21 protein-coding genes and 2 tRNA genes are annotated in these 23,876 nt (G+C 36.9%); 14 read left to right on the forward strand and 9 right to left on the reverse strand.

Annotated features, from left to right (window positions below; translation table 11 throughout):
• Positions 1-965 (forward strand): tyrosine-type recombinase/integrase (locus PVV63_RS06565; protein WP_273791167.1); only part of this gene is annotated, 965 nt, incomplete at its 5' end.
• 1,124 nt (positions 966-2,089) lie between these two features.
• Here PVV63_RS06565 and PVV63_RS06570 read toward each other — a convergent pair.
• The 5 genes from PVV63_RS06570 to PVV63_RS06590 all read right to left on the reverse strand — a co-directional run bounded on the left by PVV63_RS06570 (position 2,090) and on the right by PVV63_RS06590 (position 5,285).
• Positions 2,090-2,166, reverse strand: a tRNA-Arg gene (locus tag PVV63_RS06570).
• A gap of 39 nt (positions 2,167-2,205) precedes the next feature.
• Entirely contained in the window at positions 2,206-2,511 is a 306-nt protein-coding gene (locus PVV63_RS06575; RefSeq protein WP_273791168.1) for an ETC complex I subunit, read from the reverse strand.
• 89 nt (positions 2,512-2,600) lie between these two features.
• Positions 2,601-2,677, reverse strand: a tRNA-Pro gene (locus PVV63_RS06580).
• Between the two features lie 710 nt (positions 2,678-3,387).
• Positions 3,388-4,077, reverse strand: a complete 690-nt coding sequence (hdaA, locus tag PVV63_RS06585) for a DnaA regulatory inactivator HdaA (protein WP_273791169.1) — start codon at positions 4,075-4,077, stop codon at positions 3,388-3,390.
• On the reverse strand, positions 4,074-5,285 hold the full coding sequence (locus tag PVV63_RS06590) for an AI-2E family transporter (protein WP_273791170.1): 1,212 nt from the start codon (positions 5,283-5,285) through the stop codon (positions 4,074-4,076). Before PVV63_RS06590 ends, hdaA begins: the two co-directional genes overlap by 4 nt.
• Positions 5,286-5,443: 158 nt before the next feature.
• On the opposite strand from PVV63_RS06590, the gene purM reads away from it, so the two are divergent.
• On the forward strand, positions 5,444-6,553 hold the full coding sequence (gene purM / locus PVV63_RS06595; RefSeq protein WP_273791171.1) for a phosphoribosylformylglycinamidine cyclo-ligase: 1,110 nt from the start codon (positions 5,444-5,446) through the stop codon (positions 6,551-6,553).
• Positions 6,550-7,161 (forward strand): phosphoribosylglycinamide formyltransferase, encoded by a 612-nt coding sequence (gene purN, locus PVV63_RS06600; protein ID WP_273791172.1) that lies wholly within the window; start codon positions 6,550-6,552, stop codon positions 7,159-7,161. Before purM ends, purN begins: the two co-directional genes overlap by 4 nt.
• Positions 7,162-7,286: 125 nt before the next feature.
• Here purN and PVV63_RS06605 read toward each other — a convergent pair whose 3' ends face one another.
• Positions 7,287-9,821 (reverse strand): response regulator, encoded by a 2,535-nt coding sequence (locus tag PVV63_RS06605; protein ID WP_273791173.1) that lies wholly within the window; start codon positions 9,819-9,821, stop codon positions 7,287-7,289.
• A 212-nt stretch (positions 9,822-10,033) separates the two neighbouring features.
• Between PVV63_RS06605 and PVV63_RS06610 the strand changes: the two genes are divergently transcribed.
• Positions 10,034-10,510 carry a flagellar biosynthetic protein FliO gene (locus PVV63_RS06610; RefSeq protein ID WP_273791174.1) on the forward strand — a complete coding sequence of 159 codons (477 nt, stop codon included), beginning with the start codon at positions 10,034-10,036 and terminating at the stop codon, positions 10,508-10,510.
• Positions 10,511-10,561: 51 nt separating this feature from the next.
• On the opposite strand, the gene dksA is transcribed toward PVV63_RS06610, so the two are convergent.
• Both dksA and PVV63_RS06620 read right to left on the reverse strand, forming a co-directional pair.
• A complete protein-coding gene (gene dksA / locus PVV63_RS06615) occupies positions 10,562-10,978 on the reverse strand; it encodes an RNA polymerase-binding protein DksA (RefSeq protein WP_015856486.1) in 417 nt (138 codons plus the stop codon).
• Positions 10,979-11,295: 317 nt separating this feature from the next.
• A complete protein-coding gene (locus tag PVV63_RS06620; RefSeq protein ID WP_273791175.1) occupies positions 11,296-11,835 on the reverse strand; it encodes a flavin reductase in 540 nt (179 codons plus the stop codon).
• Positions 11,836-11,980: 145 nt separating this feature from the next.
• On the opposite strand from PVV63_RS06620, the gene rpe reads away from it, so the two are divergent.
• The 10 genes from rpe (at position 11,981) to PVV63_RS06670 (ending at position 21,088) form a co-directional block, all read left to right on the forward strand.
• The gene (rpe, locus tag PVV63_RS06625; protein WP_273791176.1) at positions 11,981-12,667 is read left to right on the forward strand and encodes a ribulose-phosphate 3-epimerase; all 687 of its coding nucleotides are present in this window, start codon (positions 11,981-11,983) and stop codon (positions 12,665-12,667) included.
• The gene (gene purB / locus PVV63_RS06630) at positions 12,667-13,974 is read left to right on the forward strand and encodes an adenylosuccinate lyase (protein WP_273791177.1); all 1,308 of its coding nucleotides are present in this window, start codon (positions 12,667-12,669) and stop codon (positions 13,972-13,974) included. Before rpe ends, purB begins: the two co-directional genes overlap by 1 nt.
• A 68-nt stretch (positions 13,975-14,042) precedes the next feature.
• Entirely contained in the window at positions 14,043-14,591 is a 549-nt protein-coding gene (locus tag PVV63_RS06635) for an alpha/beta hydrolase (RefSeq protein ID WP_273791178.1), read from the forward strand.
• 173 nt (positions 14,592-14,764) lie between these two features.
• Entirely contained in the window at positions 14,765-15,529 is a 765-nt protein-coding gene (purC, locus tag PVV63_RS06640; RefSeq protein ID WP_273791179.1) for a phosphoribosylaminoimidazolesuccinocarboxamide synthase, read from the forward strand.
• A gap of 80 nt (positions 15,530-15,609) precedes the next feature.
• Complete coding sequence (gene purS, locus PVV63_RS06645) at positions 15,610-15,849, forward strand: phosphoribosylformylglycinamidine synthase subunit PurS (protein WP_273791180.1); 240 nt, start codon at positions 15,610-15,612, stop codon at positions 15,847-15,849.
• Between the two features lie 11 nt (positions 15,850-15,860).
• On the forward strand, positions 15,861-16,532 hold the full coding sequence (purQ, locus tag PVV63_RS06650; protein WP_273791181.1) for a phosphoribosylformylglycinamidine synthase subunit PurQ: 672 nt from the start codon (positions 15,861-15,863) through the stop codon (positions 16,530-16,532).
• A gap of 293 nt (positions 16,533-16,825) precedes the next feature.
• Complete coding sequence (purL, locus tag PVV63_RS06655; RefSeq protein WP_273791182.1) at positions 16,826-19,036, forward strand: phosphoribosylformylglycinamidine synthase subunit PurL; 2,211 nt, start codon at positions 16,826-16,828, stop codon at positions 19,034-19,036.
• A 59-nt stretch (positions 19,037-19,095) separates the two neighbouring features.
• On the forward strand, positions 19,096-19,329 hold the full coding sequence (locus PVV63_RS06660) for a BolA family transcriptional regulator (RefSeq protein WP_273791183.1): 234 nt from the start codon (positions 19,096-19,098) through the stop codon (positions 19,327-19,329).
• A gap of 98 nt (positions 19,330-19,427) precedes the next feature.
• Positions 19,428-19,760, forward strand: coding sequence for a Grx4 family monothiol glutaredoxin (gene grxD / locus PVV63_RS06665; RefSeq protein WP_273791184.1), 333 nt, complete (start codon positions 19,428-19,430; stop codon positions 19,758-19,760).
• Between the two features lie 71 nt (positions 19,761-19,831).
• On the forward strand, positions 19,832-21,088 hold the full coding sequence (locus PVV63_RS06670; protein ID WP_273791185.1) for a multidrug effflux MFS transporter: 1,257 nt from the start codon (positions 19,832-19,834) through the stop codon (positions 21,086-21,088).
• Positions 21,089-21,565: 477 nt separating this feature from the next.
• On the opposite strand, the gene parC is transcribed toward PVV63_RS06670, so the two are convergent.
• Positions 21,566-23,815: a DNA topoisomerase IV subunit A gene (parC, locus tag PVV63_RS06675; protein WP_273791186.1), complete on the reverse strand. Its 2,250-nt coding sequence runs from the start codon at positions 23,813-23,815 to the stop codon at positions 21,566-21,568.
• Between the last annotated feature and the right edge of the window lie 61 nt (positions 23,816-23,876).

The following is a 23,876-nucleotide window of genomic DNA, read 5'->3' on the forward strand; positions in this document are numbered from 1 at the left end:
ATGGACCACGTATTAGAATACGCGGCACCTATGGAACGCAAGAGTTTGTTGATAACTACAAAAGCGCACTTGCCGAGTTACAAGGACTCATACTTCCTAAATCAAAAACCGGTAAACTTGTTGAAGGTTCATTTGCATGGCTGCTTAAACAATACTTTAACAGCTCTAATTGGCATAGCTACTCTAATACTACAAAGAAACAAAAAGAATACATTCTTATGAAGATATGCGACTCCATAGGAAATATTCCATACCAAGCAATTGAAAAGAAACATATTATAGCCGGTGTTGAACGGCGTAAAGAAACACCAGCAATGGCTAGAAACTTTCTGAAAGCCCTTAATGGACTTTTTAATTGGGCAATTGATCAAGGTCTTTTGGAAAATAATCCAACTTTAGGCGTCAAAAAACCTCCTCTTAAAAATAAAAGCGGCTTTCCTGTTTGGACAGAAGAAGATGTTGAGAAATATTATCACAAATGGCATCATGGTACCCATGAACGTGTCTGGATTGATGTTCTTTTATATACGGGCTTGCGTCGTGGTGATGCGGTACGAATTGGCTGGAAAGATGTCAAAGACAATATTATTCATCTCAAGACAGAGAAAAGTAAATTCCAAACAGATGTCTTTCTACCTATTTTACCGGAATTAGCCAAAACGCTTGAAGCTGGTCCTATTGGAGTAGAAACATTCATCTGTAGTAAAACTAATCAAAAACTCTCCAAAGAAAGCTTTGGCGATACATTTAGAGACGCTTGTAATGCTGCTGGAATTAAAAAATCGGCGCATGGATTAAGAAAATTAGCAGCAACACGCGCAGCTAACTCTGGTGCAACAGTATCACAATTGAAAGCACTCTTTGGCTGGACAAATGATGCTATGGCATCTCTTTACACAAAGAGCGCAGACCGTAAAAGGTTAGCTATAGAGGCGATAAAAAAGCTTCAAAAAGATGAGGGATAGAGGCAAAAAAACTCAATAGAATCAAGATTCACCTATTCCCCCATATTAGACATAACTATTTTACTTGCTTTTTATATACCATTCACGAGCGCCAGCATGAAGTGAGCTTTAAGAGATATCTCTTAAAACAAAGCCTGTAAAATGGCATTCTCCTCACACTGTATTCCTATTGAAATAATGATCACCTTGAACCGTGTGAGTTTAGATCTTCAGATCTCATCTGCATAACATTTTAATGTGATTGTTATCCAATATTAAAATACTTCTAACATGATGTACAAACTATAAAGAAATAAGAAAAAACATTTGAAAATGTAAATATGAAATCTAAAAATTTAACTCTAAGATACAATCTATCTTCATTCATATAAATACACAGTATACATTCTTAAACCTATAAGACTAAGAAAACCTAAACATTGATGCAACCTATAACCCTACCTGAGAAAAAGTGACAATCATGTTAAATCAAATTGTCCGCAAGTGTCTCTCATTGAAAAAAACAATATCTTATCTGGACGGCACATATAACATCTTTTTATACGAAAAAACTATAAAGAAGTAATTCGTTATGAATCACAGCTTCCAAGACAAGAAGATATTCCCTACCTCTTGTGCCGTCTGTAAATTCTCATCATAAACAGTTCTAAATCGAATCCATCATGCCTTGTATCTAATCAAAATCGATCTTACCAAAGATCATGTTGAAAAACGTAATAATATTATTCATAAAAAATAAAAAAAATCACAATAGATGTTTTTTGGCAATTTCACCAGCATTAGCCGCAATGCTTAAATCTAATCTAAGAAATAAAATATTCATTTTCAAGAAGATGAAAATAAGCTCGTAAAAAAGAGTTTTTGCAATCTGTTTCCTAAAGCATGTGATATAGTAGCAACACGCGGCAAGAATATGCAATGCTAAAGTTTCAGCAATCAAAAGCAATTTTTACTGAAAAAAGAGAAAACAGCATCATTTTATACTAAAACAGTCAACAGAAAACGTTTAGCAACAAAATCAACCAAAAAACATCAAAAAGGTTCGGGAGTTTACAGAAAAATAAGCTAATAGAATAAAAGGAAAACTCTCTAACTTTTTATAGCCTATTAATATCATTTAAACATGGTGATCCCGACAGGATTCGAACCTGTGACCCACGGCTTAGAAGGCCGTTGCTCTATCCAGCTGAGCTACGGGACCCAACTGATTATTTTCTCAATTCAAAATAGCATCTTTAATTCAATGTGTCCAAGAATGCTGCCGATCACTGCGAAAATTATCAGAATAAGAAATAGCACGTCGAATCGACGTATGTTTCTTTTCTACACGGTAAGAGATAGCATTCTTACGCGCAAAAGCAATCGCTTCTTCCTTCCTATTAAATCGGATTCTTACCTGATTATTCATATCAGACGTTGCCGTGTACCCCATAAGAGGTTCAAGCATTTTCGCTTTCACCGGCTCATACTCTAGAATCCAAAAACCTGTATTCCCCTTACCTGACTGCATAGCTGTCTTAGCAGGACTATAAATACGTGCGATCATGCCTTTTTCCTTCAGATTACACAACGCTTGAATGATAGTTTCTCACCACACGTACCCAATTGGGTCATTCTCACACACTCAATCAAATATGGTCGGAGCGATAGGATTCGAACCTACGACCCCCTGATCCCAAATCAGGTGCGCTACCAGGCTGCGCTACGCTCCGCCATTTACATTTACTTGATGCACATTTCCTAAAATTTTCACAACAGAAGTGCAAGAGAAAAACACACTTTTTTTTAATTTTGTTGCATTTCTTTACAAAAAAGCACATTTTTAAATCTTTTTCCCTATTCAATAACAGATTTATTAACAAGTAGTAGAAAATAACCTCCGTAGAAAATCCAATCTATATTAAAAAAGAATGAATTTCTCTATAAGGACTTCATAATTCTTGTCCTGTTTTAAGCAAGCTCTCACTGTATCAAAACGCATTCCACAGATACAATTTTAGAAAAAAACGACTTAAATATCATAGAAAAACTTTCCCAAAGAGCACATAAGCCAAAAAATTAAGCTGTATTAAGCTTTTTCCTCTCTTTTTCTATCTTCCCAAAGACGCTTTTATTAAAAATTCTAGAATCTTCTACAATCCAAATCCATAAACAATAAACATTTTTTCAAAGCACAAAGATTTTATTATAAATAAAATAAAGCGCTCTTTTTAGAAAAATTTTCAAATGCGAAGATGGAAAGAATTCAACATCATACAATAAAATCTCAAAGCTATTTAAAATAAACACATGATAAAAGTAAAAAATATTATTTTTTACTTTTATATAGATATCCAAAAAGGAGAAAATTTAAATGACTTGTCTTTCCACGTATTGAAACGATAGTAGAAGGACAGAATAAGTAAGCCATGATAAGGAGTATTTACGGATTTCTTCTATTCAAAACTTCAGCAATAACAGAACGTGTTATTTTTCTTTTTCTTTGTAATGCCAACTGATCAACAGAATCAATAACACGCTTCAATGAAAATAAAGAACGTTCACAACGACTTACAAGATAATAAACCGTATCTGGATGTACAATAAGTTGCCTATCTGAAAAAAGCTTAAATGCAACAGCTGTTAACAATGCATCATCAGGCTGATTAATTTCAACGAACATTACCGAATTAAGACGACTTTTTAGATCATTTAACATTAAATTCCAAGCGGAAGGAAGTGTTCGTGCCGTCATCAATAAAGTAGCTTGTCGTGCATCAAGATTTGCTTGCTTAATACTGTTAATTAAATGAAAAAGTTCTGTCTCATTGATTTCACCTGCATCAATATCCTCTATTAAAAATGATCTGCCTAAAGAAGCCATAGTAATAGCCTGATCAATTTCATTGTGCTGAATCCTGAAAGCATCTGCTTTTTGGAGCCATATATTAGAAAAGTGCGTTTTTCCAGAGCCTTCTTTACCAACCAAAACTGCAATAGGTAAGCTCCAATTGGGCCAGTGATCAATAAGCTGAAAAGCCATACGATTGCTTTCCGTTACCACTAAATCCTCAAATTGAAAAATCGGATCATAGGGAAAATTTAAAGATAATTGCGTTTCACGCCCATTCATTTTAGCGGCTCCGAATTTCCGCTTCTCGAATACATCTGAGAACTCAGATAAGTATGAAGAGCAAAACGAACTAAAACGCCAACAGCCGCTGCCGCAGGAATAGCAACAAGCATACCAGTAAAACCAAAGAGTGAAGAAAAAGCAAAAAGTGAAAACATCAACCATACGGGATGTAATCCCACTGATGAACCTACAAGCTTGGGTTGAAGGATATAACCTTCAATAAACTGACCAATTAAAAAAAGTGCCATCACAACGATGATTCCCCCCCAATTATTGGGATAAAACTGAACCCATGCAATACCAACAGAAAGGACCAAGCCACTCATTGTGCCGATATAAGGAACAAAGCTAATAAGACCAATAAACATACCAATCAAAAGACTAAAATTGAGTCCTGCAATCGTTAAACCAATAGCATAATAGCCTCCCAATATGAGACAAACTGTTCCTTGTCCACGAACAAAGCCTGCAATAGCTCTATCCATTTCATGAAAAATACTACGAACAGTTTCAAGATGATCACGCGGTATTAACGAATCGATTGCTGTTACCATACGTGGCCAATCTAATAACATATAAAATGCCACCACAGGTGCCACAACAAATAGGCTAACGATATTAACGATTGATTTTCCTGACTTTAAAAGTGAATTCAAAAGAGACGTAATAAAATCCGAACCTTCTCCCAAAAATCCTTTAATATTATTCCGTAATTCATTTGGATCACTTCCAAAATAGCGCCTTAACCAATCAAAATCATGCTCAACAAAAAAGGTTTGAATACGATTAATGTAAACAGGTAAACCATCACTCATAAATTGCTGTATTTGCCAACTAATAACAGGAATCAAAATAATTAAAGCAGCAACAAAGGTAATAACAATAAATAGGGTGATAAGGACAGTCCCAAACACACGACGAATACCAAATTTTTCAAGTAATTGAACAATGGGATTGAGAAAATAAGCCAACACAATCCCTGCCACAAAAGGAAGCAAAATTGATCCAAAAACAAACATAAAAAAAATGAAAAAAATCAGCGTACCAAGCCAAAAAAAGATTTGCCTTTTCATATTATTCGGCAAAGGTAATTGAGTATACGCTGGCACATAAGTCTTATAACGATCACGAGATGTATTCTCACTCACTTTCTTTCTCATAAGCTGCCAAGAGGACTGTCCGTGATTATCTGATATCTTGCTCATAAAATATCCTAAAAAATTCTTCACAAAAAATTATAAACAACTTCAAAATAAGGTACAAGAAAAGTTGCTTATTTTCTTATCAATATCTCTTGCAGAGAGAACTCTATCATGGCATTGCATAATATCAAAACCTGATTTTCCATTAAAGGAAGGCTCCAATGAGCAATCAAGATCTTACAAATAATAAATCCAAGGCTGGGGATAAATCCAAAGCTGGTCTTACCTACGCAAAAGCCGGTGTAAACATCGATATGGGTAATGCCATGGTAGAAAAAATTAAACCCTTTATACGCGCAACAAAACGAGCCGGAACAGATGCAGAAATTGGCGGTTTTGGTGGACTTTTTGATTTAAAAGCAGCAGGCTTTACGGATCCTATCCTAGTAGCAGCCAATGATGGTGTGGGAACAAAATTAAAAATTGCCATTGAAGTAGGTCACCATAACACTGTAGGTATTGATCTTGTAGCTATGTGTGTCAATGATTTACTCGTACAAGGGGCTGAACCTCTCTTTTTTCTGGATTATTTTGCAACTGGAAAGCTTGACCCTGAACAAGGAGCTGCGATTGTTTCCGGTATTGCAGAAGGATGTAAACAAGCCGGTGCTGCTCTTATTGGAGGAGAAACTGCAGAAATGCCAGGAATGTATGCAGAGGGAGATTATGATCTAGCTGGTTTTGCTGTTGGAGCATGCGAACGTAGCAAGTTACTCCCTTCAAAAGATTTGACAGAAGGTGATATTATATTAGGTCTAAGCGCCTCTGGAATTCATTCCAATGGCTTTTCGCTTGTTCGACGAATCATCCAGCAAAATTATCTCAAATGGAATGACCCTGCCCCTTTTTCCCCCGAAAGCAGCCTTGGTATAGCACTTCTTACACCAACACGCATTTATGTAAAATCGCTTCTTCCCATCATGAGAAAATATGAAGGGATTAAAGCTCTTGCTCATATTACGGGTGGAGGTTTTCCTGAAAATATTCCACGTGTCCTTCCATCCTCTCTCTGCGCTGAAGTTAATCTTTCTAACATCAATGTTCCAGCAGTATTTTCATGGATTGCCAAACAAGGTAAAATAGAAGAAACAGAAATGTTAAGAACATTTAATTGTGGTATTGGCATGATCATTATCGTAGCACAGCATGCAGCTGAAACAATTACACAAGCTCTTGAAAGAAAAGGAGAGACTGTAACTCCCCTTGGCATTTTAACAAAATGCCAAGATCAAAATAAAGGAATACTTTATAAAGGGGTACTGCATTTATGAAAAAACAAATCGTCGTTTTCATTTCTGGTAATGGATCCAATATGGTCGCCCTTGCTCAAGCTAGTCAACAAACGGCATATCCTGCTGAAATCGTTGCGGTTATTTGCGATAATCCGCGTGCCAACGGTATTGAAAAAGCGCAAAACCATAACTTACCTATTCATATTGTTGATCGTAAAATTTACAAAACAAAAGAAGAGCATGAAGAAAATATTTTTACAATTTTAAATCAATATAAACCGGATTTTCTCTGCTTTGCAGGGTATATGCGCCTTATCTCACCACGTTTTGTAAAACTTTATGAAGGACGAATTTTAAACATTCATCCTTCTCTTTTGCCTTCATTTAAAGGCTTAAACACACATGAAAAAGCTTTACAAGCAGGTGTAAAAATCACGGGTTGCACTGTTCACCTTGTTACAGAAGACATGGATGCAGGAAAAATCCTTGCCCAAGCAGCCGTTCCAGTCTATCCCCATGATACTGCTGAGTGCTTAGCACAAAGAGTTCTTAAAGCAGAGCATAAACTCTATCCCGAAGCCTTAAAAGCATTTATTGAAGGGAAGAGCAAAATAGTCGATACGCAACAACAGCTTTTATCTTTTTGAGTGTATCAACAATCTATTAATCAGCATATTTCAATGCTTTACACATAGTTTTTGCTCAGTATCTACAATTGAAAATCTCTATGAAATATTGACATAATAGAGTCCATCTCTTCATAAATTTTTGTTTATGACGAAAGTGTTTCTTTAACTGTTACAGCTAACTGTTTGAGTGTAAAAGGCTTAGATAAAAAACCAAAAACAGCATCTTGTGGAAGATTTTTAGCAAAGGCATCTTTTGCATATCCAGAAACGAAAAGAAATTTGATATCAGGATAGTTTTTACGGACTTCCTTCAATAAAGTGGGCCCATCCATTTCTGGCATCACCACATCGGAAACAATAATATCAACTTCTCCTTTTTGTTCCTCAAGAATAGAGAGTGCTTCCACCCCACTTGCTGCCTCTAAAACCGTATATCCTCTCATTTGAAGAGCTCTTACCCCCCCCATTCTGACCGCATCTTCATCTTCAACCAATAAAACAGTCGCAGATCCTGTTAAGTCTATATTTTTATCTTTCTCTTCATCTTTTTCAATCTTTTGAGAAATTTCTCCTTTTATATTGGGGATATAACGGGGAAGAAAAATATGAAATGTTGCTCCTTCACCTTCTTTACTTTCACAATAAATGTACCCACCGCTCTGCTTGATAATTCCATAAACCATTGATAAACCAAGTCCTGTTCCTTTTCCAACTTCTTTTGTTGTAAAAAATGGCTCAAACATTTTTTCTTGTATAGCAGCAGATATACCAGCCCCTGTATCTGAAATAGTCAATTGCACATACTCGCCAATTGCTAAACCAAGATGATTAAATTCAGCACTTTGTTGCTTTGTAATATTGTTTGTCGCAATCGTAACAATACCTCCATCTAACATGGCATCACGCGCATTAATAACCAAATTCATAATAACACGCTGGAAAGATGCTTGATCAACTTCAACGCTCCACAAATCTCTTCCATGGATAATTTTTAACTGAATATTATTCCCCAAAAGTGGTAAAATAAGATTGCGGATATCTGATAAAAATTCAGTAAAATCAACTTCTTCAGGTCGAAGTGTTTGCTTTCTAGAAAAAGCTAATAATTGCTGTACAAGAGCAGCTGCTCGATTAGCATTATTTTTAATATTGATCAGATCAGCATGAGCAGGATCAGAACTACGATGCGTATTTAAAAGAAGATCACACGACATTAAAATTGCTGTTAAAACATTATTAAAATCATGAGCAATGCCGCCAGCCAATTGTCCTACAGCTTGCATCTTCTGACTTTGCATCATTTTGTCTTCAAGTGTTTTTTGTTCGGTTGTTTCAATGACAGAGATAATAAGCAAATCTTGCAATGCATCACCATGATAAGGCGGTACAGACATAATATGGAGTCGTAAATGGCATTCTTCATTTTTTTCTAAAACAGTTTCTAGAGAAACAAAATAATTTTTATTTGTCGCAATTCTCTGAAAAGAACGCTCTAACTGCACACAATCACGACGAGAAATAACATCATAAAAATTGACAGCTTTGTCCATACATCCCGTGAGTGATGAAAAAGCTTTATTCATATGAATCAATTGCCCTGCATGATCCACCACGGCTATTGCAAAAGGACTCGCATCAAAATATTCTCCTAATATACTGGGTAATTTTAATTGATCGTCCTCTTCTTTTTGTATTTGTTGTGGAATGATCACAATACGATAAATGGCCTCCTCTTCTAAGAGAGAAGAAACAGATATAAGACAATGGAATATTTTCTCACAAGTCGTGTGTGAATTTAAACATAACGAAAACCTATAAGGTAAAGAGTAACCTGAACTTTGATATCTGTTGGTTTGCAAACAGATATCACTCCATGAGCTCTTAGCGCCAACGCTATCAAATAACGAATCAAAATTATATTGACCAATTGAGAAATTCGCTAAATCAATTGAAAACCATTCGGCAAAAATCGCATTGGCATAAAGAATAGTTCCTTGTCTATTAACGGATACAAAACCAATAGGGGCTTGATCCAAGTGATTGATAGCCTCTTGAAGGTTCGAGAAAAAAACTTCTCGCGTTTGTTGTAAATGCGAAATATCAGTAATACGCCAAAATAAAAGCTTTTTTTTCTGTTTTGTGATAGGCTGCACGGAAATATTATACCAAACAGATTTTTTTGGTGTAGAATCGGTAAAAATTGGTTGTTCTACTCTCAATTCCTCTTGCGCTGCAAGATTATTACAGGCAGCAACCTTTAAGCGATACGAGAGTGCATCTGCTCCTGGAAGATCAGCAATAACCATATAACAAGACACTTCAGGCTTATAGGTCAGAATTTTTTGATAGTTTTGATTAGAATAATAAACAAAACCAGAAAGATCAGAGATTACAATTGCATCATCGCTCCTATTAAAGATGCTAAAATCAAAATCTTCATGCGACCACACATGATATCTTAAAATGCCCATTCCACACAAAACGAGTGTTGCAACACCGATAATTGCTAGAATCAAAAAAGATATTGATATCGCCTTTTGCAAATAGCTTTGTGGATAAAAAAAACCTAAAATACCCACAATGAAAAGAAAAACTAATATAAAAACAACACCAAAAATCACAACTCTTCGATGAACAGAAGACACTGATCTTTTATTATTATCAAAACCTTTATCCATCTCTCATTGCCTTAGATTTAGCTGTTTCTTATATCACAAAACTTCCTTTATATTCATTGTTATAAAGTATATACTATGATATTATCTTTCTAAGAAAGCTCACTTAATGTTAAAAAATTTATTTCTTGTATTTAAGTGAGCCTTTTAAGGGTGTATTTATAAATTTATCTCGATAAAAAACGATATTTTCACACAAAAATGGGAGAAAATCTATGTATATCTGGTTATCAGAGCAAATAGGTGTATCTGCTGCGAAAATAACGATAAGCTCTTTGTTTTTTATAATAACAATCACAGCTATTACCATAATTATCTTGTTTTTACGTCGTTTAAGTACGAGAAGATTCAGCATTAATAGAAAAAAAAGTCTATCACGATTAGCATTATGTGAAGTAATTTCTATAGATCGAGCACGCCGCCTTGTTTTAGTCCGTTGCGATAATAAAGAACATTTGCTCCTTATTGGCGGATTAACAGATGTGGTTGTAGAATCCGATATTACAGGTACATCTAAAATACAAAAGAGAGAAACACACACACATCTAAATTCCGCCCCTACAGAAAGAAACAACATATCGGATAAAAATCCCTCTCCTTTTACGAATCAAGCGGTAAAAGATTCAGCAATCACCGCCGAAATTGAGGGGCGGCAAGAACCATCTTTATTCATTCCTACTCCTCAAAAATAAAAATACACAATTTTATCACCACGAATTTCGTTTTTTATCATTTCAATGACCTTAATCATCGCGATAAACTCTTTCACGTCGTTCGTGACGTTCTTGCGCTTCCAATGACAAAACGGCTATCGGCCGAGCCTCAAGACGCTTTATACTAATGGGCTCGCCGGTTTCTTCACAAAAACCGTATGTCCCATTATCAATGCGCTCTAAAGCAGCATCTATTTTTGAAATAAGTTTCCTCTGACGATCACGAGCACGTAATTCGATTGTACGATCAGTTTCACAAGAAGCCCGATCAGTCAAATCGGGTTGACCAACATTCTCTTCCTGCAAATTTTCCAAAGTCTCACGAGCTTCTTTTAATATATCATTCTTCCAAGAAACCAGTTTAGCACGAAAATACGCCTTTTGCCGCTCATTCATAAAAGGCTCATCTTCACTAGGGCGATATTGACCATCAATCTCTTCGCTCATACAATAAAAAACCTCCACATATGCTATGTGCGGTCTATATATTGTGCAATACCCATCAACACAAGAGTAAAATGTCTTTTCATAACAATTGACGAATATGTCTAAATGCACTGTTTAGGTTTAATCGCTTTTTATGTAGATTGGATTCTTGATCAAATCTCATCCAGAATCATTTTTCTCGCTTATTGAAAAACTTTAAAAAGAAGGAAATCTAATATCAGATATCAGAGCCATCCCTCCCCTACTCTCTCATTCATTGTTTAAAGTCTAAATGAAGCAACAATAAATCATTTCATCAATGCAAAAAAATAAAATCTTTATAAAGGCAAAGTGTGATATTCACGTTTCAAATACATCAAAGCATCTTTTTCTTGATTACAGTTAATTGCAACAACCTCACCAATCAAAACACAATGGGTTGCGTGCTCATGCCAACAAATCAAACGACAATCAAACGATGCTAGAGCGTCTGAAAGACTAGGCGCCCCCGTTTGCAAAGCTCCCCATTGAGCAACATCAAAACGCTCATTTTGTGTAGAATTGCAACGCCTCGAAAAAACATCCGCTAATGAACGATGCTTTCCTGCCAAGCTATTAACACAAAAATTTCCATTCTCCATAAACACCTGATTCTTTAAATTATGGCGCATGAGACAAACAAGAAGGGTTGGAGGATCATCAGATAAAGAACAACACGCCGAAACAGTCACCCCGCGTCTTCCCTTAATACCATTTGTTGTCACAATATGCACAGCTCCTGCAAAAAGACTCATGGCATCTCGATATTCTTGGGAAGAAACCGCGATAGTATGTTTATGTTGAAGTTCAGGCATCAAATATGTTTTATGATTCGACATATCTTTCACTTATAAAGCTTTAAAATTTCAAGCGATCTTTCCATAAAAAGATCTATAATACATATTCTTTCTTTTCCGTCATAACACAAAAGATATTTGTGTATACACAGCGATATGATAAAAACTGCCAATCAAGGAGATTTTAATGCCCCATTCTCATCTCATTTCGCCTTCTCTCTTGGCTTCTGATTTTTCTAAACTTGGACAAGAAATGTTAGATGTTGTTGATGCTGGTGCAGATTGGCTTCATCTTGATATTATGGATGGGCACTTTGTTCCTAACATCACCTTTGGTCCTGAAATAGTCAAGGCTCTACGCCCATTAACAAAAGCAATATTTGATGTCCACCTGATGATCGCACCAGTAGACCCTTATTTGGAAGCTTTTGCAAAAGCGGGTTCAGATATTATAACCATTCATGCTGAAGCAAGTCCACATCTTCATCGTTCATTACAAACAATCAAAAAAATGGGAAAAAAAGCAGGAATCGCACTCAATCCAAGCACCCCTGAACATGTACTTGAATATTTGCTTGATCAATTAGATCTCATTCTCATCATGACAGTCAATCCCGGTTTTGGTGGACAAAGTTTTATTCCAGAAATAAAAGATAAAATTAAGCGCGTTAAAAGCATGATTGCAAACCGCCCTATTGATCTTGAAGTTGATGGTGGTATCACCGTTGATACAATTGGGATAGCAGCAAAAGCTGGTGCAAATGTATTTGTCGCAGGCTCTGCAATTTATAAAGATGGAAATAAAGAGCTTTACAGAACACGTATTAATGCATTGCGCCAAGCCGCAATCCTCTCACAACAAGGAAAAAAATGATGATCGCACGTTATTCCCGCCCTGCAATGGTAACAATTTGGTCTCCCGAAACAAAATATCGTATTTGGTTTGAAATTGAAGCCCATGCCTGTGATGCCCTTGCTCACTTAGGGATTATTCCGAAAGAAGCCGCCAAAGTCATTTGGGAAAAAGGGGCAGCAGCTAAATTTGATGTCAATCGCATTGATGAAATTGAAGCAATTACCAAACATGATGTTATCGCATTTCTAACCCACCTAGCTGAATTCATTGGACCAGAGGCACGTTTTATCCACCAAGGCATGACATCATCTGATGTTCTCGATACAACGCTGAACATTCAATTGATGCGTGCGAGTGATATTTTGCTAGAGGATATAGATCAACTTCTTGAAGCATTAAAAAGACGTGCTTTTGAGCATAAAGAGACAATCACCATTGGGCGGAGTCATGGCATTCATGCTGAACCGACAACATTTGGAATCAAGTTTGCTCTTGCATACGCTGAATTTTCCCGTTGTCGCAAACGTCTTCTTGCAGCACGAGAAGAAATTTCTACTTGCGCGATTTCAGGAGCCGTAGGAACTTTTGCAAATATCGATCCACGCGTTGAAGAACATGTAGCAAAAGCCTTGAGGATGCGTGCTGAACCAGTTTCCACCCAAGTAATACCAAGAGATCGTCATGCTATGTTTTTTGCAACACTTGGTGTTATTGCTTCCTCTATTGAAAGGCTAGCGATAGAAATACGCCATTTACAACGAACAGAAGTTCTTGAAGCAGAGGAACATTTCTCACCTGGGCAAAAAGGTTCATCGGCAATGCCTCATAAACGTAATCCAGTTTTAACAGAAAATTTAACTGGATTAGCCCGTATGGTACGTGCATTTGCACTCCCAGCCATGGAAAATGTAGCACTTTGGCATGAACGTGATATTTCCCATTCATCTGTTGAGCGTTATATTGCTCCAGATGCGACTATTACACTTGATTTTGCTCTTTCTCGCCTCACATCTGTCATTAAAAATCTCATTGTCTATCCAGAAAATATGCAAAAAAATCTCAATAAATTCCGCGGTCTTGTTCACTCACAACGGGTTCTTTTAGCCCTCACACAAGCAGGGATTAGTCGTGAAGATTCTTATCGAATTGTACAACGAAATGCGATGAAAGTTTGGGAACAAGGAAAAGATTTTTTAGAAGAACTCCTCAACGACAAAGATGTTACTAAAGCTTTAAGTGAAGAAGAACTTCGCGAAAAATTTGATCTTTCTTACCACACCAAACATATCAATACGATTTTTAAACGTGTTTTTGAAGAACAATAAAGCGACATAGAAAACCAAAATCCATTCCACCTATGATCAAAAATCTGTTGTAACAAAGAAAACAATTCATGAAAGCAAATCAACTCGATATTCTTATTGTTCCTGGCTACAAAGGATCTGGTCCAGATCATTGGCAAACACGCTGGGAAAAAAAATTGTCGACAGCCCGCCGCATTGAACAACTCCATTGGTCAAAGCCTGTTTGTGAAGAGTGGGTTAACAAAGTTAAAACCGCCATCGCAAAAGCTCAAAGGCCTGTTATGCTTATTGCTCATTCATTAGGAGTTCCCAGTGTTATTCATGCAACTGTACAAAATACAGAAAAAATTTGTGGCGCATTCTTTGTTGCACCTCCAGATGTCGCCAATGAAAAAATACGTCCCAAACATTTAATGACATTTGGCCCCTATCATCGCCAAAAGCTTCCTTTTCCTTCTATTGTCATAGCCAGTCGCAACGATGAGTTTTGTCAATTTTCAGTAGCAGAAAAAATTGCCAATGATTGGGGATCACTCTTTGTTGATGCTGGGTATTCTGGCCATATTAACGCAGAATCCGGACACGGACCTTGGCCTGAAGGGCTTATGGTCCTCTCTCACTTTCTTGCAAAAATTTGATCCAAAAGAGGTGATCTTCTTTCTCATCGCTTATGTATCTTCACCTTTGGGTAAACGTGTAATGATAAAAATTATAAAAGTATCATAGCAATATCATTGAGAAATTCTATCAATTAGGATAGTATCATTTATCAATGTTATTAAAAACCTCTCAAGATAAATAGAGAATCATGATGAATCGTCGCCACCGTATTTATGAAGGCAAGGCTAAAATTTTATATGAAGGACCTGAACCAGGGACTTATATTCAATTTTTTAAAGATGATGCAACTGCCTTTAATGCAAAAAAACATGAAATTATCGACGGAAAGGGGGTTTTGAACAACCGAATTTCGGAACATATTTTTAGCCATCTTGGACGTTTGGGCATCCCAACACATTTTATCAAACGTATAAACATGCGCGAACAGCTTATTAAAGCGGTGGAAATCATTCCGTTGGAAGTTGTTGTTCGCAATGTTGCTGCTGGCTCTCTTGCTAAGCGTTTAGGACTGGAAGAAGGAACCCCGCTTCCGCAATCCATCATTGAATTCTACTATAAAAATGATTCTCTCGATGATCCTATGGTAACGGAAGAACATATCACAGCTTTTGGGTGGGCTGTCCCACAAGAGATAGAAGATATCATGCAACTTTCAATTCGTATTAATGATTTTCTTTCTGGGCTTTTTGCCGGTGTTAACATCCAATTAATTGATTTTAAAATGGAATTTGGTCGCCTGTGGGAAGATGAAACGATGCGCATTGTTCTTGCTGATGAAATCTCTCCTGATTCTGCACGACTATGGGATATGCACACACAAGAAAAAATGGATAAAGACCGTTTTCGTCGTGATATGGGTGGGCTTATTAATGCCTATCAAGAAGTTGCCAAACGTCTTGGTATTATGAATGAAAATGAACCAACACGACCAAGTGGTCCCGTTCTCGTAAAGTAAAAACAAGGTAAAAAAACATCACCTTATATAAATACCCCTCTTTCAAAGGAGAGGTTCTTTAAAAAAGCAGGAAGCAAAAAATGAAAGCACGCATTACAGTTACTTTAAGAGAAAGCGTTCTTGATCCACAAGGAGAAGCAATTGTCGGTGCTTTAAAAAGTTTAGCTTTCGAAGGCATTCAATCCATTCGTCAAGGAAAGGTTTTTGATATTGTTCTTGATGAACTACCTTCTGAAACCGCAAAGAAAAAACTTGAACAAATGTGTGAAGAGTTACTCGCAAATACTGTCATTGAAAATTATACAATCGAACTTTTTTAAGTGAAACGCTCATGAAAACTGCCATCATTCAACTTCCTGGATTAAATCGTGATCGAGATATGGTTGCAGCATTACATCATATAACGGGAGTTGAGCCACTAAAAATTTGGCAAACAGAAACAACAATTCCAGATGTAGATGTTATTATTATTCCTGGTGGCTTTTCCTATGGCGACTACTTAAGGTGTGGTGCGATTGGAGCGCGAACTCCCGTCTTAAAAGCCATTCGTGAAAAAGCACAAGAAGGTACGACAATTATAGGTATCTGTAATGGATTTCAAATTTTGTTGGAAGCAGGATTATTACCCGGTACTTTAATGCGTAACGCTTCTTTAAAGTTTGTTTGTCGTGAAATCAAACTTGAAGTCGTCAACGCCAAGACAAAATTTTCTCGATATTATTCTAAAGGACAAATTATTCGTTGTCCTGTTGCCCATCATGACGGAAATTATTTTATTGATAGTGAAACATTGAAACAAATGGAAGACAATGAACAAATTGTTTTTCGCTATGCAGAAAATACAAACCCGAACGGCTCAATGAAAGATATTGCTGGTATTGTTAATAAAGCTGGTAATATTCTTGGTATGATGCCCCATCCTGAAAACTTTATTGAACCCGCCCATGGAGGTACTGACGGTCGTTTACTTTTTCAAAGTGCTTTAGAGTTAGTAAATGGATAATGCTGCAAAAATACTCGCGCTCCATAATTTAAAAAAACAAGGATTTATACCATTTCTCGCATCGTAAATCTATAAACAAAGCTCTTCACAAACAACAATGGATATTATTTTCTAAACACATAATTATTTAAGACCATTTTTAGTCTTAAATCCCACCAAATAAACGGACAAAATCTTCAGCTTACTGTCTATAAATATTTTTATTATTAAACAACATTATTGTTTATAATATAAGCTGCTAGGTTAAAAAAATAAAAATGCTAAATTTCGATTAATTTGACGGATAAATACTCATGAAGCCTTGCAATAACATCACTATTACACCAGAACTCATTGCACAACACGGGCTAAAAGAAGATGAATATCAACGTATCCTAACGTTAATTGGTAGAGAACCAACATTTACTGAACTAGGAATTTTTTCTGCAATGTGGAACGAACATTGTTCCTATAAATCATCTAAAAAATGGCTAAAAACTCTTCCAACAGAAGGAAAATGTGTCATCCAAGGACCTGGTGAAAATGCTGGTGTTGTCGATATTGGCGAAGGACAATGTGTTGTTTTCAAAATGGAAAGCCATAACCACCCTTCTTATATTGAACCTTATCAAGGTGCAGCGACAGGTGTTGGTGGTATTTTACGTGATGTATTTACAATGGGAGCCCGTCCTGTTGCTGCTATGAATGCATTGCGATTTGGTGCTCCTGATCACCCACGAACACGCCATCTTGTTTCTGGTGTTGTTTCTGGAATAGGTGGTTACAGCAATTCTTTTGGCGTTCCAACGGTTGGTGGAGAAGTAAATTTTGATGAGCGTTATAATGGCAATATCCTTGTTAACGCTTTTGTCGCCGGTATTGCAAAGACAAACGCCCTTTTTTATTCTAAAGCGCAAGGTATTGGACTCCCTGTTGTTTATCTTGGTGCAAAAACAGGACGTGATGGTGTCGGTGGAGCAACAATGGCCTCTGCTGAATTTGATGATTCAATCAGTGAAAAACGCCCAACTGTTCAAGTAGGTGATCCTTTTACAGAAAAATGTCTCCTTGAAGCATGTTTAGAGCTCATGGAACTTAGAGCCGTGGTTGCTATTCAAGATATGGGAGCCGCAGGACTCACCTCTTCTGCCGTTGAAATGGGAGCAAAAGGAAATTTAGGGATACAGCTTAATCTCGATACAGTTCCTGTTCGAGAAGAAAACATGACAGCCTATGAAATGATGCTTTCTGAAAGTCAAGAGCGTATGCTCATGGTCCTTAAACCAGAACTAGAAAAGCAAGCAGAAGCAATTTTTCATAAGTGGGGGCTACATTTTTCTATCATTGGGAAAACAACCGATGATTTACGTTTTCGTGTATTTCATCAAGGGGAAGAAGTTGTCAATCTTCCCATCAAAGAGCTTGGTGATGAAGCGCCTGTTTATGATCGTCCTTGGAGTGAGCCGGCAAAAAAAACACCCTTGAAAGCAGAAGACGTCAAAAAAGTTGAAAATCTTGGTGATGCGCTTCTGACCTTATTGAATTCTGCTAATCAAAGTTCACGGCGATGGGTTTATGAACAATATGATACCCTTATCCAAGGAAATAGCCTTGTTTGTCCAGGAGGTGATGCAGGCGTTATCCGTGTAGGAAACAACAGCAAACGTGCTCTTGCTTTTTCTTCTGATGTAACACCTCGCTATTGTGAAGCAGACCCTTATGAAGGGGGGAAACAAGCTGTCGCAGAATGCTGGCGAAACATTAGTACGACAGGTGCAACACCACTGGCTGCTACAGATAATCTCAATTTTGGTAACCCTGAAAAACCTGAAATTATGGGACAGCTGGTTTTTGCTATTAAAGGTATAGGAGAAGCTTGTAGAATCCTCGATTTTCCTATCGTTTCAGGCAATGTTTCTCTTTACAATGAAACAAATGGGGAAGCCATTCTTCCAACCCCCACAATTGCTGGGGTAGGTCTTCTTAATGATTGGTCTAAAATGGTAACAATAAGTGGTATGCAAAATGGAGATATTCTTGTTTTAGTAGGAAATTGCGGCTCCCATTTAGGACAATCAATCTATGCACGTAACATTTTAAATATTGATGCAGGCGCCCCCCCCCCTGTAGATTTACAACTTGAAAAAAAGCATGGTCAATTTGTTCGAGATGTCATACATCGTGGTTTTATTCACGCCGCCCATGACCTTTCTGACGGAGGATTAGCGATAGCACTTGCTGAAATGGTGATTAAAGCAGGTAAAGGAATCAAAGTAAAATTAAGCAATAAATCACCCCATCATGCAGAACTTTTTGGAGAAGACCAAGGACGTTATCTTTTAGCCGTCAAACCTCACTCTCTTAATAGTCTTAAAGAGCGTGCACAAATCAATACAGTTTCTTTAACAGAGCTAGGTCAAGTCGAGGGTACTTCTCTTAATATAGATGGGATATTAACACTTTCAGTAGACAAACTCACAAAAGCCTATGAAAACTGGTTTCCACAATTTATGGGTGAAGAATAAAAATTGTTTTTTCTCTTAAACAGCCTTTATAAAAAAATGAACAACATAGGAGAATAATGATGGCAATGAGTGCCCATGCAATTGAAACGCTTATTCGTGAAGGCATTCCTGATGCTACTGTAACAATTCGTGATCTTGCTGGAGATGGGGAACATTATGCTGCAGAAGTTATTTCTGAAAGTTTTCGTGGTAAAACCCGTGTTCAACAACATAAAATGGTCTATGATGCCCTTAAAGGCAATATGGGAAATGACCTTCACGCCTTAATGTTGCAAACAAATGTCCCAAAATAATCTAAAATTTCTTCTTGCATTCACACATTTAATACGATTAAAAGCAGTATGAATATAAATTACACACTGATAAAAATCTGAAATATCGAGGGATAAAAATGACCACTGTTCATGATTTTATTGACAACGAAATTAAAACAAACGACGTCATTTTATTCATGAAAGGAACACCTGACGCTCCGCAATGCGGGTTTTCAGGACAAGTTGTTCAAATCCTTGATTATTTAGGATTGAATTATAAAGGGATTAATATCTTAACTTCTAACGAATTGCGTCAAGGGATTAAAGATTACTCAAATTGGCCAACAATTCCACAGCTTTATATCAAAGGTGAATTTATCGGAGGCTGTGATATTGTTAAAGAGATGTTTCAAAACAATGAGTTACAGGAACTTTTGAACGAAAAAAATATTCCCTGTAATCAATCATAGGTATCTTTCATTTTATTCAGACTCTTAAAAAGAGCTGTTTTCAGACGAAATTTTTATTTCAAGGATGCCATATGTCATATTCAGTCGATGAACAAACGCATAGAGATGCGATTAGAAACAAAATTGGCTATAAAGAATTTGTTATTCTTATTGCTTCGCTTATGGCTATTAACGCTATAGCTGTTGATATTATGCTGCCAGCTATGCCCAATATTTTAGACGGCTTAAATGTTCTCAATGAAAATGATCAACATTATATCATTTCGAGTTATCTTATTAGCTATGGCATTGCTCAAATATTTTTCGGTCCAATAAGCGATAGGTATGGACGACGTAAACTTATTCTTCTCGGGCTTGCTTTTTATTCATTTACGGCGATTGGCTGTGCCTTTGTAACTGATTTTTCTCTCTTGCTTATTTTACGTATCTTGCAAGGTATTGGAGGGGCTGCTATGCGGGTTCTTACAGTTTCCGTCGTACGTGATCTTTACAGTGGTCGAAAAATGGCAGAAGTTATGTCTATTGTTATGATGGTTTTTCTTGTTGCACCAATGGTTGGTCCCGCAACAGGACAGATTATTTTACTGCTCGGACATTGGCAATATATTTTTATTTTCATGGCAATGATTGGTTTAGGACTGATGATTTGGATTCAACTGCGCTTGCCTGAAACTCTTTATACGCAACGCTCTCTTTCCTTTTTTTCAGTTAAACACAACTTATGGATTGTAATAACCAATCGCACAACACTTTGCTATACACTTGCAACTTCCATTATTTTAGGCTGTATCTTTACCGCCGTTAATACATCACAACAAACATATGAAGGGATCTATAATCTAGGACTTTGGTTCCCTATTGCTTTTGCAGTTGGTGCTGCATTTCAAGCTCTATCATCATTCTTTAACTCTCAACTCGTTGGACGCCTTGGAATGCGGCGTATTGCTCATACTATGCTTTTGCTCTTTTGTGCCGCTTCATGCATTTGGTTTATTGGGTCCATCTTAGCAGGTGGTGTTATCCCTTTTCCTTTTTATATGACGTTATATTGTATATTAATGTTTACCTGCGGTGGTATTATGGCCAATTTCAATACACTCGCTCTTGAACCTGTAGGAGAAATAGCTGGAACAGCTTCTTCTGTATCCGGCTTTCTTCAAACATCTATCGGTGCAGGACTTAGCTTTTTTATTGCCCAACAATTTGATGAAACAACCATCCCAAACTCAGCAGGATTTTTCTTTCTGAGTCTCACTGCCATACTTCTCGTCTTATGGGCTGAACGTGGTCATCTTTTTAGACAATATCATAGTAATCCTAACGAATAAATATTACTATGAAAGATTAATAACATCTCTCTTGAACAATAAGAAACAATAAGAAGATAAACCTATCAGACAAAATAAAACATCTCCAAATAGAACACTCTTGTGTTAACATTCACATTGTTTGTTTAAAGGTACAGCTCTCGAAATATCAAATCATTTCACGACAGCACCCATAAATGGTATAATGTGAAAAAACAAACATACCTATTGTTGCAACAACTCTTGTATGTGAAACGGTTTATTAAAAAATATTTTTATTCTTTTCTTCAATAGTTTTTATGAAGACGGGCTGGTCTCTCATCTCATGATAGGCAAACAAACAGTTTTGATTGATTTAACCTGAACAAGATCGAAATAAGAGAAAAACTTACGCTTTAGGTCTTTCTTTCAATATAAAAAATAATAAATTATCCTTATAAATTAATATCTTAAACAATCATAAAACTATAGGGAATTTTCCCCATTTATAAAATACATTTAATTAATAAATTTTCCTGATTTTGGAAATCCTTTTGGAACCAAACGCCCAACTCCCGCACGCGTTCCCATCCATTCAAAGAGATCGTCCGCCTGACGGTTAAAGATTCGTTCAGCTGTATCTTGCCAACTTAAGCCTTCTGATAAATTAAAAGTCTTGGCATCAACAACACCACCTTCTTTATAACGCTGTAAACGAACACCTTTACCGCGATTCATTTCTGGTATTTGTTCAATAGAAAAAATAAGCATTTTACGGTTTTCACCGACTACAGCCACATGATCACCATTTACCGGAACACAAAGCTTTACCTTATCAGGAGCTTTCACATTCATCACTTGCTTTCCTTTTCGTGTATTGGCGATCACTTCTGCAGAAGAAACAATAAAACCATTACCGTGAGATGAAACCAAGAGCAATTTTTCCTCGGCGCGATGCACAAAAGCTGTGAGAACATCGTGCTCATCATCCATATCAACTAAAAGACGAATAGGTTCACCATGTCCCCGCCCTCCAGGTAAACTATTTGCACCAATAGCAAAAAACTTTCCACCCGTACTGATCAGCACAATCTTGTCGGTTGTAAATGCCGGAAATGCTAACTTTAAACTGTCTCCTTCTTTAAAAGAAAGCGCTTTATAATCGGTCAAATGTCCCTTCAAAGCGCGCATCCACCCCTTTTCAGAAATAACAATAGTAATCGGTTCTTTTTCGATCATTGCTTGTTGAATATCATCAAGATCATGTCTTGGTGCCTCTTCAAACGTCGTACGTCTTTTCCCCAAGAGTGTTTCAGGACCAAAAGTGTTTCGAACTTTTTTGATTTCTTCTGAAATTATTTTCCACTGTTTTATAGGAGAAGCTAACAAATTCTGTAGTTTTTCTTTTTCAGCTTTCAAACTTTCAAATTCTTTACGAATTTCAAATTCCTCAAGTTTACGCAAAGAACGCAAGCGCATATTAAGAATAGCTTCAGCTTGATTTTCTGTTAATTCAAACCGATTAATCAGCTTCTTTTTCGGTTCATCCTCTTCACGAATAATCTGAATGACCTCATCGAGATTTAAATAGGCAATAAGATATCCATGAAGAATTTCCAATCGGCTATCAATTTGATCAAGCCGATAATGAGAGCGACGAATAAGCACTTCTTGACGATGTTCAAGCCATTGCTGCAAACTTTCTCGCAAAGAAAGAACATTGGGTATTTTTCCCAAAGACAAAACATTCAGATTGAGGGGAAATCTTACTTCAAAGTCAGTCAATTTAAAAAGAGACTCCATAAGGAGCTCCGGATCAACCGACCGATTTTTAGGAACCAGCACGATTCTGATATCTTCTGCTGATTCATCTTGGATATCCTCAAGCATTGGCAATCGGCGTGCAAGCAATAACTCTGCTGTTTTTTCAATAAGACGTGACTTTTGAATCTGATAGGGAATTTCAGTCACAACAATCACATAAGAACCACGGCTACCAGGTTCCTGATGCCAACGTGAACGCAAGCGAAAGAATCCACGCCCAACACGATAGGATTCCTCAATACTTTTTTTAGGTTCAACTAAAATTCCCCCCGTCGGAAAATCAGGACCAAGAACGAATTGATTTAATGCCTCATCATTTACATCGGGATGCGCAATCAAATGGAGTGCTGCATCACAAAGCTCAGCAACATTATGGGGTGGAATAGATGTTGCCATACCAACAGCAATACCAGAAGAACCATTTGCTAAAAGATTAGGGAAAGCTCCTGGTAAAACAACCGGCTCTTCATCTTCCTCATTATAGGTTAAACGAAAATCAATAGCATTCTCATTAATTCCTTCAAGTAACAATGCAGCCACTTCAGTCATACGTGCTTCCGTATAACGCATGGCAGCAGCATTATCACCATCAATATTACCAAAATTGCCTTGCCCATCAACCAACGGATAACGAACAGCAAAACTTTGAGCCAAGCGCACCAAGGCATCATAAATAGACGCATCCCCATGAGGATGAAATTTTCCCATGACATCACCAACAATCCGCGCACATTTCGCATAAGACTGTCCAGGATTTAGTTTGAGAAGACGCATCGCATGAACAATCCGCCGGTGGACCGGCTTCAATCCATCACGTACATCAGGCAATGCACGGTGTGTAATCGTAGAAAGTGCATAAGCCAAATAACGTTCCTGTAAAGCAGAGCGTAATTCTATTGGTTCAATATGTTCTTTATCAAAAGGTAAATTCATTTTATCAGACATAGTATTAAAACAACAATTCCCACAATAATAAGAAATTATCTTATAGGATTTATTTAGTGAA

It is taken from the genome of Bartonella sp. CM31XJBT (assembly GCF_028618555.1).
Classification (GTDB): Bacteria; Pseudomonadota; Alphaproteobacteria; order Rhizobiales; family Rhizobiaceae; genus Bartonella.